Below are 12672 nucleotides of genomic sequence, written 5' to 3' on the forward strand. Positions count from 1 at the left end.
TATAGAGCTTTTGATCTAGTGGGCTAAAGCTGATCCAGATCTATTGAGCCTAGCTTTTTAAATATATCTATAAGGACTCTTAGTCTAATAGGGTTTATAACGGATAAGCTTAGTATAAATATAGGTGTTAGCCTAGGATCCGAAAAGCCCCTTAATATCGAGCCCTTCACCTCCCCATTATAGGATAGTTTTTTAATATAGATGCCTATCTTATCCCTAAATATCCCGGGAACCCTCTCGAGATACTCGCTGGGGGTTGTGAGACATGCGAAGTAGGAGAACACAGCTATATCCCATGACATGTGGATCGGTTTTCCACACTTTTCAACCTGCTCTAGATCTACATAGTATATATCCCCATCTCTTGAGACTAAAAAGTTATCTGGCTTTGTATCGATCATACATAAGCCCTTATTATGGATCTCTGAGATCGCATTCATAAAGATCTCGACGGCCTTCTCAAGAGACTCGCCCCTAGCTATGTATATGCTTAGGGGTTCACCATCTATATACTCCCTTATCATCGTGAGTGACCAAGGATCTATATATAGGATCCTCGGGGTTTTAATACCATATCTCCTTAGCTCAACAGTATATCTATATTCATTCCAAAACCTGGTGGAGGGCAGAGTCTTAGGCCTTATTCCAACAAATGTTATTAGATCTACTGTTGGGCTTATGAGAAGCCATTTAGTGGAGGTGTATTCCGAGAACCTCTTAACAACGATCTTCACGCCACTCTCCCTCTCAATATAGATCTTCGAGGCTGTGATTGCCCCCAGCATCTTTGGCAATGCTCCTTTGATAGATTTGATAGAAGCGTTATCCTTAACCTTTATAAGCCTTGTCTTGACATCGCTATAGTTTATAACCCTCCCCTCAGCAACCTCTATAAGGGTCTCTGGGGGCGGGGGATCGTGCGTTGGTGGAACCTCTATATCTCTTACTATCTTAGCTAGTGGGTTGAGAAACTCGTTAATAGATCTTCTTAGATTTTCCATAACGCTGTCTGCTTTGATCCAATCTGCTTTTATGGGAATAGCCAGCTTCATAGGCCTATCCCTAGAGATCCACTGATCCCTTACCTTAAAGCCATATCTCTCGGCATTAAGCCCTATAGCTAGATCTATATCGCTCCTACCCTTTTCTAGATATTGGGTTGCTAGATATCTATATATAGATCCATTGGCCTTGCTAAGCCTATATAGATTTTTATATAGAGGGTATCTAACGCTGAACCTAACAAGATCATAGCCTCCTGAGAAGATCGAGAAGTCCCAGATAAGATCTCTTATAAGGCTTTTAGAGGCCAGAGATATGATCTCATCGTCCCTGGGCTCTCCAAGTAGGAGGTATAGAGAGCATGCCCTATAGCCTAGGGCTTTGAACATACAATCTATTATCAGAAGCTGTTTTGGAATATGTATTGTTGTTATCTTTTCATCTCTTATACTTCCAAGATCTGTTATCTTATCTGTGACATATACTCTGATCATTACATGTTACCTACAGCTATCTCCTCAGGATCACGAAGCCCCTCCTCATCATAAGATCTATGTTCTTCTTCACCATCCTAGATAGGGATGATATGATCCTTATCGCAGGTATATTGCTCTCCTCCACCTCAAGCCTCCTAGCTATTGGCTCTATATTGCTTCTACATAGATCTATTAGGAGGCAGTTCATACACCTCTGGCTAGCATCTATGCCATTCACTATAACCAATAGCCCGTAGATCTCATCTATAAATGCCCCCTTATTCTCTAGAACCTCGAGGGAGATCCCCTGGTCAGAGCTGTAAACCCTATAAACCAGGTAGATCTTGGATGTTAGTAGGTAGTCCTCACCATGCTTTATAATCCAACCATGGTTCTCTAGAAAATGTAGATGCCTATACACAGCAGTTCTTATAACACCTAGCTTCTCAGCTATCTGAGAAGCCTTAGTAACGCCTCTAGCAAGAAGGGTTAGAACACTCAACCTCTGATCATTAGATACAGTTGCATTAAAGTTATCCTCATGTATAAGTACAATGCTATCTGTAAGAGTACTCTTTCTAAGCAGAAAAGGAATCCCCCTAGCCTGCTCATCACCCACTCTAACTCCACTCTCCAAGATAGCCCTATACCACATTAATATTCCGCTTAGAAAATATATAAAGAGATCCAACCTTAGCAACTGCCATACTAAGAAGCATTAAACATAGATCCCACTGATAGCAAGAATCGCTAGAAACTCTTTACTTTATTAACAATAGATGATGGATGAGAGAAGCTGAGCAGAGCATATATTAATGAGAAACTGCTGGATAACCGTGGGGGTTCAACTTTTTAACGCGTAGTAATAAAACAATTATGGGGCCGTAGTCTAGCTTGGTAGGATGCCAGCCTGGGGTGAGAACCCCGCTGGGGTTATTCCCAGAGCGCTGGTGGTCCCGGGTTCAAATCCCGGCGGCCCCATGTTAATAGCTTCAGGATTTTTCTCTTATATAATGATCGTCTTTTCATATAGAAGATTTAAAGTTGCTTAAGAAGTATATCCTGATGAGAGAGGAAGCGAAGAAGCCGCTTAAGCAAGCTATTGACCACTGGACATATTATGCAGCAGCATTTCAAGCTGAACAAGCTGCAGAGGTCGAGATGGACGAGAGGGCAGTAGAGTTTGTCAACGACATTAGCAGGGAGATTAGGATTAAGAAAGTCTATGTCGTGGGCTCAAGGGCTGGAGGAACTATCTCGATGTAAGCGATATAGATCTCGTGATAATATCAAGGGATTTTGAAGGGGTAAATTATATGCAGAGGATTGATAGGGGTTCTGGTTTCATCGGGCTTTTAGCCTTCGCCTCATCACCCTCTATACAGCTTTCCCACCTGCTCTTCGGAGCCTATCTCCCAAGCAAGTCTTCAGGGGCTAAGGTGGGATTCTTTCCCCTTACACCGAGTGGGTGGGAGAACCCTCTTCCCTCTATATAGTCGAGATGAAAAGAGAGGCTATAAGACTTAAGGATCTAGCCTCGCAGCTAGGCTTAAACACTACCTTAGATATGCTCTGACCTCCTCCCCGCCCTAAAGTGTGGGGTTTTCAGTTGTAAAGAAATCACAGCGGGTGGCGTGTGCCACCGGAATCTCCTAGTATATCCATTATAAGCTTCTGCGCCGCGTTCCAGCCTGGTATGCATGTTACCTGTCCTCCAGGCCATGTGCCTGCGCCTCCTAGGTAGAGCCCTTGGATTGGTGTTCTATATCCCCAGCCACATATGGGTCTGCAGTCATATAGATATTCATTGGTCATTGCTATGTGATTCAGCATCCCACCCCTTACTCTGAAGACCCTCTCTATATCCTCTGCATCCATTACCTCAATGGCTATGGCCTTCCTTATCTCTGGAACTATCTCCTCGAGATCCTCTATATCGAATCCCCCTGTGGCGAGTACATAGTTATTCCCCACAATCACCTCGCCTAGCTGTGTCTGTATAATAGATCCTCTATATGGTTCCAATATATTTGATAGCCTGGGCCTCTCTTTAAACACTGCTACAACCCTCTTAACACCTATTCTGGGGGAGCCCTTTTCAAGTCTTTTGAGTATATCTTCATCTATAAGCCCAGGATCTATTAGATCTAACATGGTATTCGCTGGACTAGCTGTTGAAATAACATATCTGGCCTCTATCTTACTCCCATCCTCGAGTATAACACCTTCAACGCTCTTATTGCTAGTAATAATCTTTTTAACACCTATACCCAGATATATCCTAACGCCGAGCTCTAGAGCCCTTCTATATAACTCGTCGACAAGGATCCACGAGCCCTTCTCACCACCTCTAGCAGGTATATACCAACCTCCTGGAGGGTTGTAGTAGCCCACTAAGAAGGCAGGCTGATCTATGTAGAAGCCTACTATAAACATATCCCATAGCCATTGTGGAAGATATCTCGAGAGAAAATCCCTAGCAGTCTCCCTGATAAACCTAGCCAACACAGGATCCTGGGAGAGTTCCTCACGACTCGGGGGATCAACTCTAAAGAGATATTTTTTAAGCGATGCATGGAAACCCTCGATCTCGCCCCACATATCCCTTAAACCATTAACCCCTATAGACTCGAATTCCGAGAACCTCTTCCCCTTATCAAACCACCACCTAACCAGAGTATCTCCATATAGATAAACCGCTATGGGATCTGGATAATACTTCTCAATCCTGATCCCGAGCACCTCTAGTAGCTCATCAGGCACAAGCCCAATCACATAGGCGCCAACCGGGATCCTAGCCCCGGATAGCCATTTAGAGCCCGCCATGCCACCATACCAAGGTAGATGATCTACAACAGCAACGCTTAACCCCCTCATAGCAAGGGCGATCGAGGCTGTAAGCCCATTGTGCCCAGCACCTATGATCACAACATCCAAAACATAGACCCTCACCTAGTATAACAAAATAGGGCTATTTCTACTTATGCAATCACTAATATCTATAGCTGATCATAATTCCGGCCTCGCTTAAGCTTATAGATTAGAACCCTTTCAAATCTATAGCTAAATACCTTATTAAGAGTATCTATTTAGATTCATCTAAAAAATATGAAGACTACTACAACTTCTAGGGAGTATGCTAGATCTCTTCCGAAGATTCCTCGTATGTTTTAACCTCTATAGGAGATGCCATCACCCTCTCTCTGAGATAGTTAACAATCTTCCTAGCCTCATCCACAGAGACGTGTCTACCCACCTTCTGGGCCTCGAGGATCTTCTGTGATAGAACCGTCTCTGGGCTCTCGCCAGCCTGTATAGATATTCTGATCTTCTCGAATATCATTGGGCTTGGATGCAGTATAGCCCCCTTCTTGATGAAGATCTCGTTATCCAGCTGTGTAGCAACCACAGCTCCCACCTCATCCTCCCCCAGCTTGAGGGTATAGACGACATCCCCATCTACGGTCTCTCCTAGCTTGAGCACCTGGTACTCAACACCCTTGCCAAAGGCTTCTCCCCATAGTGTTCCCCCCATCTCCTTCACAGCAGACTCGACCTGCTGGTCTCTCCTGAAAACCTCTATAGAGAGCTTCGAGGGATCCCAAACTATCTTGCCATCCTCGATCCTATAGTCTATCCTGATCCTAACAACATCGCCCTTATCAACCTTAAACCTATCGACTAATATCCTATATAGAGTGCTATTCAGCTCACCAACAGCCCTAGCAACCTCCTGAGACGTTATATTCCCCTTTTTAATCTCCTCCCTCAACTGGGCAAACATTGTTCTCCTCAGCTTATCCGCATATGCACCAGCTATTACATAGCCGGAAGATAGGGTGGGCATGATAATCCCCATAGATCGTTAATCATCGGAGGGTAATAAATAATAACATATCTAACTACCCGCCATCGAGAGCGGGTTTTCCATATCGAGGAATATATCTGGAATACGATGTATACCGATATATGGCAAGCCAGCCCCTATAGGGATAAAAGGCTCTAAAGCCGTAGTAGTTAGGAGAAGTATGGGATCCGAGATCTATATAGGGGTAAGAGATATAGCCTTTGAGGCAATGCATATAACAGAGGGATTCCTCAGCATAGACCTCATACCACATGGACACACATATAGATTATCCGTGGAAGTCGCTGGGAATGTGGGTGAGAAGGGGTATATAGTGGATCTGAGGGAGCTGGAGAAAATAGCTAGAGAGGTTGCGGGGGAACTAGATAGATCCTTGATAGTCCCCAGGGATATGGAGCTAAGCAACGAGATATACAGGGTCTTTAATAAAATAGTGAGATGCGATAAAGGAAACCCAACATTGGAGAATATAGCATTAATGATTGCCGAGAAGATATACAATAGGATCAAGGATAGAGGGTTGAGGGTTAGAATAACACTATATGAGGGTGCCAACTACTTCTGCACAGTTATCTACCCGAGATAGCTCTTGGGTGAAATCTGGGGGAGAGTATAAGGGATGTTAGCTAATATTAATGGATGGCTGAAATGGTCTTCGATCTCGAGGTCAGAAGATCTATAGTGGATGCTGCTAAAAGACTATATATCAGGGGTCTGAACTCAACTCTATCAGGCAATATAAGTGCTAGGAGTAGTAATAAGAGGTATTTCTGGATAACCCCTGGTTCGCGGGATAAGGCTAGGCTCTCGATAGAGGATCTAAGCCTCATAGATGTTGAGAGTGGTAATAGGGTTATGGGGAGGGAGCCCTCTTCAGAGTATAGGATGCATCTACACGTATATAGGGCGAGGGGTGATGTAAATGCTGTTATACATACCCACCAACCATACACAATGATAGCCCATAGAGCTGGTCTCTTGAGGAGGGAGCTGCTTGATGAGAGCTACGAGGCAAGGATCTATCTGGGGGAGATAGGCTTTGTCCCGAGGCTAGAGCCTGGTAGCATAGAGCTTGCAGAGGCAGTTGCTAAGGAGCTCGCCAGAGACGGGAGATATATAGCTGTTATAGAGGGACACGGGGTTGTAGCTATAGGTAGGGAGATCGCCGAAGCCCTGAACAGGGCTGAGGTTCTCGAGATAGAGGCTAAGAGGCTTGTAAATCTAGCAATTATGGGGGTAATAGCTAGGTGATAGTTCTAAGGGCTTCAGATAAGATCCAGGTGGTTATAGGGGATACAAAGTATAGAGAGGGAGAGGAGCTAGATCTTATAGAGGCGTCATATCTAGTCTATACAGGCAGGGCCAAGGCCTTTGATGAAAATGGGAGGGAGCTAGATGTTAAGGAGCTATTCAAGAGATATGCGAGGGGCGATCTATGGTGGATACTCTTCACAGTCTTCACAGACCTAGCATCTAGGGGTAGGAGGGTTAGGAAGGGCTATGGGGAGAGGGATCTAGTGGTTGAGCATGGGAGCAACACATATATGGTATATGTTACGGAGGAGGGGGCTGAGATCCCAATGATAACCCTCCTATCATGGATCGAAAGCTCCCATCACAAAGACATGATCCCAGTCATAGCGGTTGTGGATATGTATGGAGATGTAACCTATTACCAGGCAACCAATATAAACCTCAGAAAGATCATAGAGTAATGATTATAGCATAGCATCATAGTATGTGGAAAACATATATCGCAAAACCCGCATACCCCGCCAAACCTATCAAAGCTACGTCAGGAGTTAGCTTTCCCTTAAATATATGGTATAATATCAAGAAAGATACTATCTCAACTATTACCACACTAACCAGAGATGGTAGATCAAGAGACCAGCTAGTTATAATAAGCCCAATGCCCGGGTATATAGTTGAGTAGAGAACCTTCTCACCAACCATAGCAGCAACAGCTAAGGTATCCCTCCCCCTATAGGCCCATATAATAGCTGTTATAGATTCAGGTAAGACCCCGGCTAGAGGTGTTATAAGTATCGCCAATGCTATTGGGCTGGCCTCCAGAGCTTTAGAAGCCTCGTCAACACCTGCTACAAGCATTCTAGACCCTATCATGATCAGTGCAACAGCTATTAGAAGCTGTATAGAGGCGAGTGAGAGCCTCAATAACCCACTATCGGCCTTAAAGATCTTGGCTAGATATGCCTCCTCGGCCTCTGGCATAGAAAGCGATCTAGATCTATACATTATATATGTATATACGAAATATAGTATTAAGAGAACCGCGCCAGCCACATACTTAGCACTACCTAGGCTTGGAACCATTGGGAGAAGCACTATAGGATATACAGCTGTAAAAAGTATATAGGGGATCACAAGGCTCCTCTCAACCTCTAAAACCATATCATCCCTCCTCCCAGCTAGATACCCTATTAAAGCAACCAGGAATATCACTGGGAATATAACTGTAGCCGCCATAAATGGCTGGCCCAGCACAGTTCCAATACCTATCTTCTCTCCAGATACGCCACCGTAGATATAGAGTGCTACTAGAAACATCAACAGCTCGGGTATTGATGTGAATAGTGGAGATATAACCGCACCTGTGAAAGATCCTGTCCACCTAGCCCTATGCCCTATATACTCGATCGCATTTACGAAGAGAAAGCCTCCAAGAAATGTTATAGATACTCCTAAAGCTAGGATCCCAGCTAGCTCAAGCTCCATCTTAACCATATAAATACTATGTTGTCATTCTTATAAGCATTGATGTTCTAGCACGGCGGGGGCGATGATTTTATTCCCGTTGAAAATCGCATATCCATGGAAGATCTAATATAGATCTTTATTCTCCTCCTATATACTCTCTAGCTTTATCGATGCCCATACCCTATCGATTCTATCTAGATGTTCTTTCGAGAGCCTCCAGCCGAGGCTACCTATGTTATCCACTAGATGCTCCTCCTTCGTTGTATTGAATACTGGGAAGACGTTCTCCTTGATTAGGAGCCAGTTGAGGACAACCTGTGCCGGGGTTTTTCCTAGCTCTGATGCTATCGCCTTCACCTCGTTCACTAGGGGCTGTATCGCCTCTATAACCTCGGGCCTTGCTAGTCTATACCATCTATACTCATCTCTAATCTCCTTTCTGCCGACTAGGAATCCAAGGGCTAGTGGGTCGTAGGCTTGGAGGGCTATGTTCTCCTGAAGCATATATGGTAGAAGCTCTTTCTCAACCTCCCTATATAACATGTTATAGTGAACCTGGTTAGTAGCTATATCTGTTCTCGATAGATATTCCCTAGCAGCCCTGAGCATTGGTAGTGGGAAGTTGCTAACACCTATATATCTTATCTTCCCCTCGCTCCAAAGCCTCTCCATAGCCTTTAGAGTCTCTCTAAGGGGTATATAGTGGTGTGGCCAGTGTATTAGGTAGAGATCTATATAGCTTGTCTCAAGCCTCTTCAAACTTGCCTCGGCAGCCTTGATCACATCGTCGTATCTCAGATGCTCATATGAGACCTTTGTTATTATGAAGAGCTCATCCCTCCTAAAACCCTTGATAGCCCTCCCAATGATCTTCTCAGATAAACCAGCACCATAGCTCTCAGCGGTATCGATAGCATTTATCCCCAGCTCAATAGCCCTTTTAATAATCCTCACAGCCTGCTCCTCAGAGATTATCGATGGGGCTCCATACTCCCAGGATCCAAGGATAAGGGGTGATATCTTCTCTCCAGTCCATCCAAAGACCCTCCTCTCAATCAAGCTAATCACCACGACTATTAATGTAGAAGTCCTAAAAACAATCCCCAGCCATTTTGATGATCCCTTTTATGATCGATCTATCAATCACAGATCTAAAACCAGCTAATTCCTCGGATCAGCTCTTCCTCCCCATCAACCCTAGCTTCTCGAGGTTAGCTATATACATTCTCTCCAAAGCCCTTTTAATCAACCAGCTGAAATACTGTGAGAGCCCCTTTAAAAATCTATAGCTAAGCCCTATCACTATATCCCCGTTAAACCCTGGATCCATTATTCTCCTCACAATCTCCCTAGCAACATGATCGCTTCTCATAACCGGTGCGAATCTAGAGGCTCCAGAGCTCCACCCACCCTTCCTAGACGTCTCTGTAAGCACAACATTCCTGTGGAACTCTGTATCTACATAGCCTGGGTAAACCCCTATAACCCTTATCCCATATGGCTTCAGCTCTATTCTAAGCGTATCCGTTAGGGTCTTCAGAGCCGCTTTCGAAGCGTTATAGAGGGATAGCCATGGCATGGGGGTATAGATAGCCATGGTCGATATATTCACAATACATCCCCCACCAAATCTCTTCATATAGCCCGCAGCACTGCTAATCAGTATAGCTGGTGATATAGCATTTACAGTAAAGATCCTATGGATCTCTGCTGCGGAGACCTCATCTATAGGCCCGTAAACACCATAGCCAGCATTGTTAACCAATAGATCAAGCCTGCCCATCTTATCAACAACAGACCCAACAAGTCTGTCTGCATCATCTAAATTCGAGAGATCCGCTTTAAATACCTCGGCAGAACCCCCTGCGCTCCTTATCATCTCAGCAACCCTTTCCAACGCATCAACCCTTCTAGAAGCAAGTGCAACTGAGTATCCGTTTCTAGCAAGAAGTACCGCGAGATCCCTCCCAATCCCAGAGGATGCCCCCGTAACAATAGCCACCTTCATAGGTAATTCCCTAGATAATATCCCATATCAATATATAGCCATAGACTCTCATGGTAGGGTTTTAATTAATCTTCTCTACCCTTTTCTATGTGCTTTAACTCATTCTAGATCTAGCTATGTAGATCTGTGTATCCTGATCTGCCTCAGAATCGGAGATGGTATTGGAGGAAGAATATAAGTTTTCGAATTGTTAGAGTCTGTGATAGGTTGGAGTGGATGGCTGAGGACAAGTATGAGAAGATAGTTGAGCTTGCTGTGAGGAGGGGGTTTTTCTGGCCATCTTATGAGATCTACGGTGGTGTCTCAGGGCTATACGATCTAGGGCCTCTGGGTTTTCTGCTTAAGAGGAATATTGTTGAGGAGTGGAGAAGGGTCTTTGTTCAGAGGCACCAGGAATATGTCGTCGAGATCGAAACACCTATTATAGCTCCTTCAAGGGTTTTCGAGGCATCTGGGCATGTTGAGAGCTTCACAGATCCTATTGTTGAGTGCACCAAGTGTGGGAGGAAATATAGGGCTGATCATCTAATCGAATCCTCTGTATCTATTAAGACAGAGGGTATGAAGCCAGAGGTTCTCACGAGGATAATTAGGGAGAAGGATATTAGATGCCCATACTGCGGAGGCCCCTTAGGAGAGGTTAGGCTATTTAATCTACTCTTCAAAACCACAATAGGCCCCTACGCAGATTCCATAGGCTATCTAAGGCCTGAAGCTGCCCAGGGGATGTTCACAGCGTTTAAGAGGGTCTATGAGGCTATGAGGGAGAAGCTACCCCTAGGGATTGCCCAGATAGGTAGGGTTGCTAGGAATGAGATCTCCCCTAGACAGGGTATGATAAGGCTTAGAGAGTTCACCATAATGGAGATAGAATTCTTCTTCGACCCTAGGAACCCCTCATGCCCCCTCCTAGATAGGGTTAGGGATAGGAGGCTCAGGATCCTAACGGCGAGCGATAGAAAGGCTGGGAGGGAGAAGCCTTCGGAATATAGGGTTGAGGAGCTTGTTAGGGAGAAGATAGTTGGTAACGAGTGGCACGCATATTGGATGGCAGTTGCATCTGAGTATATAGAATCCCTTGGAATCCCTCCCTCAGATACATATTTCGAGGAGAAGCTACCCCATGAGAGGGCTCACTACGCATCCCAAGTTTTCGACCAGCTTGTTAGGGTCTCTAGATGGGGGTGGATAGAGGTTTCAGGGCATGCTAATAGAACTGACTTCGATTTAAGTAGACACGCCCTATTCAGCGGGGCGGATCTAACTGTTTATAAGAGATATGACAAGCCCGTCCAGGTGAGGAGGAAGAAGGTTAGAGTGGATAAACAGGCTGTCCTCAGGATCTATGGTGAGAGGGCTCCCGAGATCTTTAGAGCCCTTTCAAAGATAGATCTAGACAGCCTGGATCTCTCAGGTAGCGAGATAGATATAGGCGGTGTGAGGGTTAGTAGAGAGATATTCAGGGTTGAAGAGGTTGAAGAGCTAATCCATGGCGAGAAGTTCTATCCACATGTTGTTGAGCCCTCCTTCGGTGCCGAGAGGCTTGTATATGTTGTGCTTGACAGAGCATATAGCGAGGAAGATGGAAGGGTAGTGCTGAAGATACCCCCAAGACTAGCACCGATAACAGCTGGTATATACCCCCTCATCGAGGATGAGAACATGATCAGAATAGCTAGGAAGATATATCAAGACCTGGTTAGAGCAGGCTTCTACGTGCTATACGATGAGAGTGGGAGCATTGGTAGGAGATATGCTAGGGCAGACGAGATCGGGGTTCCCCTAGGAATCACTGTCGATGGTAGAACACTTGAGGATGGAACTGTAACTATAAGGTTTAGAGACACTAGAGAGCAGATTAGAATCAAGATCGATGATATAGCTAGATGGATAAGGGAATATCTAGAGCAAAAAACATAGCAGCAGAGATAGCGAGCTAATCTCATATGAATATTTAACTAATTCTGCTTTGAGATATATTATAAGGCCCAAATAGGCGTTGATATTATATATGTTATCAATAGGCTTGTTGTTGAGTAGAGAGCCGTAACCCTATAGATCTCTCTCGCCTTCAGCTTCCCACCGGTTTCCTTCTCCAGTATTCTAAATGCTACATATAACGCTGGTGCCCCCGCGGCTGTATAGTTGCTCCCAAGCGTTCCAGACCATAGTAGGGACCATGCGAAGGGCCATGGATTCTCGATCTCAGCGTCTTTTATGCTCTTTAGCATCACAAGTATATATGCGTCGTGCTCTACAAAAGCTACTATAGGTGCTGAGATCCAGTATATAGCTGTATAGCCTACGAAGGTATTGCTTAGAGTATTTGATAGCCATTCCGAGATAGGCTCCAAACCTCCCCACTTCTCGAGAGAACCTACTAATATGAATAGCGATATATAGAATAGAATAGCGCTCCAGTCTATCCCCTTCTCAACCGCTTCCTTGAAATCTGAGTGGTAGAGTTTCTCAGCAACTATAGATCCTATTACCGCTGTTGCTAGGGGGAAGACGCCTAGAGGCATCTCCCTTCCTAGATAGATGCTTATCTCCCTCCTAAGGCTCATAAGAGCTATCGCGACTGAGAACATGGCTAT

14 protein-coding genes and 1 tRNA gene are annotated in these 12672 nt (G+C 44.8%); 7 read left to right on the forward strand and 8 right to left on the reverse strand.

Features of this window, described 5'->3' with window-relative positions; genetic code table 11:
- Positions 1-23: 23 nt before the first annotated feature.
- Both QXE01_03535 and QXE01_03540 read right to left on the reverse strand, forming a co-directional pair.
- Positions 24-1496: a hypothetical protein gene (locus tag QXE01_03535; GenBank protein ID MEM4970306.1), complete on the reverse strand. Its 1473-nt coding sequence runs from the start codon at positions 1494-1496 to the stop codon at positions 24-26.
- A 16-nt stretch (positions 1497-1512) separates the two neighbouring features.
- Positions 1513-2115, reverse strand: coding sequence for a winged helix-turn-helix domain-containing protein (locus QXE01_03540; GenBank protein ID MEM4970307.1), 603 nt, complete (start codon positions 2113-2115; stop codon positions 1513-1515).
- 241 nt (positions 2116-2356) lie between these two features.
- Between QXE01_03540 and QXE01_03545 the strand changes: the two genes are divergently transcribed.
- The 3 genes from QXE01_03545 to QXE01_03555 all read left to right on the forward strand — a co-directional run bounded on the left by QXE01_03545 (position 2357) and on the right by QXE01_03555 (position 2974).
- A tRNA-Pro gene (locus QXE01_03545) sits at positions 2357-2459 on the forward strand.
- A gap of 63 nt (positions 2460-2522) precedes the next feature.
- Complete coding sequence (locus QXE01_03550; GenBank protein ID MEM4970308.1) at positions 2523-2744, forward strand: hypothetical protein; 222 nt, start codon at positions 2523-2525, stop codon at positions 2742-2744.
- A 50-nt stretch (positions 2745-2794) separates the two neighbouring features.
- A complete protein-coding gene (locus QXE01_03555; protein ID MEM4970309.1) occupies positions 2795-2974 on the forward strand; it encodes a hypothetical protein in 180 nt (59 codons plus the stop codon).
- Positions 2975-3098: 124 nt separating this feature from the next.
- On the opposite strand, the gene QXE01_03560 is transcribed toward QXE01_03555, so the two are convergent.
- Complete coding sequence (locus QXE01_03560) at positions 3099-4430, reverse strand: NAD(P)/FAD-dependent oxidoreductase (GenBank protein MEM4970310.1); 1332 nt, start codon at positions 4428-4430, stop codon at positions 3099-3101.
- A gap of 187 nt (positions 4431-4617) precedes the next feature.
- Positions 4618-5325 (reverse strand): DUF2258 domain-containing protein, encoded by a 708-nt coding sequence (locus tag QXE01_03565; GenBank protein MEM4970311.1) that lies wholly within the window; start codon positions 5323-5325, stop codon positions 4618-4620.
- Positions 5326-5506: 181 nt separating this feature from the next.
- Here QXE01_03565 and QXE01_03570 point away from each other — a divergent pair, with 181 nt between their 5' ends.
- The 3 genes from QXE01_03570 to QXE01_03580 are packed head-to-tail and all read left to right on the forward strand — an operon-like array spanning position 5507 to position 7061.
- Positions 5507-5932 (forward strand): 6-carboxytetrahydropterin synthase, encoded by a 426-nt coding sequence (locus tag QXE01_03570; GenBank protein MEM4970312.1) that lies wholly within the window; start codon positions 5507-5509, stop codon positions 5930-5932.
- 53 nt (positions 5933-5985) lie between these two features.
- Entirely contained in the window at positions 5986-6597 is a 612-nt protein-coding gene (locus tag QXE01_03575) for a class II aldolase/adducin family protein (protein ID MEM4970313.1), read from the forward strand.
- Positions 6594-7061 carry a hypothetical protein gene (locus QXE01_03580; GenBank protein ID MEM4970314.1) on the forward strand — a complete coding sequence of 156 codons (468 nt, stop codon included), beginning with the start codon at positions 6594-6596 and terminating at the stop codon, positions 7059-7061. Before QXE01_03575 ends, QXE01_03580 begins: the two co-directional genes overlap by 4 nt.
- Before the next feature lie 16 nt (positions 7062-7077).
- On the opposite strand, the gene QXE01_03585 is transcribed toward QXE01_03580, so the two are convergent.
- From QXE01_03585 to QXE01_03595, 3 genes are all read right to left on the reverse strand, one after another.
- Positions 7078-8094, reverse strand: a complete 1017-nt coding sequence (locus QXE01_03585) for a hypothetical protein (GenBank protein MEM4970315.1) — start codon at positions 8092-8094, stop codon at positions 7078-7080.
- 120 nt (positions 8095-8214) lie between these two features.
- Entirely contained in the window at positions 8215-9126 is a 912-nt protein-coding gene (locus tag QXE01_03590; protein ID MEM4970316.1) for an aldo/keto reductase, read from the reverse strand.
- A 115-nt stretch (positions 9127-9241) separates the two neighbouring features.
- A complete protein-coding gene (locus QXE01_03595; protein MEM4970317.1) occupies positions 9242-10075 on the reverse strand; it encodes an SDR family NAD(P)-dependent oxidoreductase in 834 nt (277 codons plus the stop codon).
- A gap of 216 nt (positions 10076-10291) precedes the next feature.
- On the opposite strand from QXE01_03595, the gene glyS reads away from it, so the two are divergent.
- Positions 10292-11995 carry a glycine--tRNA ligase gene (glyS, locus tag QXE01_03600; GenBank protein MEM4970318.1) on the forward strand — a complete coding sequence of 568 codons (1704 nt, stop codon included), beginning with the start codon at positions 10292-10294 and terminating at the stop codon, positions 11993-11995.
- Between the two features lie 59 nt (positions 11996-12054).
- Here glyS and QXE01_03605 read toward each other — a convergent pair.
- Positions 12055-12672: SLC13 family permease (locus tag QXE01_03605; protein ID MEM4970319.1), on the reverse strand; the 618-nt coding region annotated here is incomplete at its 5' end.

Source organism: Sulfolobales archaeon (assembly GCA_038897115.1).
GTDB lineage: Archaea > Thermoproteota > Thermoprotei_A > Sulfolobales > AG1 > AG1.

What these genes read in the sequence shown, in the direction of transcription:
- QXE01_03535 (MEM4970306.1), bottom strand. Translation starts at nt 1,496, where the DNA reads ATGATCAGAGTATATGTCACAGATAAGATAACAGATCTTGGAAGTATA.
- QXE01_03565 (MEM4970311.1), bottom strand. Translation starts at nt 5,325, where the DNA reads ATGCCCACCCTATCTTCCGGCTATGTAATAGCTGGTGCATATGCGGAT.
- QXE01_03555 (MEM4970309.1), top strand. Translation starts at nt 2,795, where the DNA reads ATGCAGAGGATTGATAGGGGTTCTGGTTTCATCGGGCTTTTAGCCTTC.
- QXE01_03585 (MEM4970315.1), bottom strand. Translation starts at nt 8,094, where the DNA reads ATGGTTAAGATGGAGCTTGAGCTAGCTGGGATCCTAGCTTTAGGAGTA.
- QXE01_03575 (MEM4970313.1), top strand. Translation starts at nt 5,986, where the DNA reads ATGGCTGAAATGGTCTTCGATCTCGAGGTCAGAAGATCTATAGTGGAT.
- QXE01_03570 (MEM4970312.1), top strand. Translation starts at nt 5,507, where the DNA reads ATGGGATCCGAGATCTATATAGGGGTAAGAGATATAGCCTTTGAGGCA.
- QXE01_03595 (MEM4970317.1), bottom strand. Translation starts at nt 10,075, where the DNA reads ATGAAGGTGGCTATTGTTACGGGGGCATCCTCTGGGATTGGGAGGGAT.
- glyS (MEM4970318.1), top strand. Translation starts at nt 10,292, where the DNA reads ATGGCTGAGGACAAGTATGAGAAGATAGTTGAGCTTGCTGTGAGGAGG.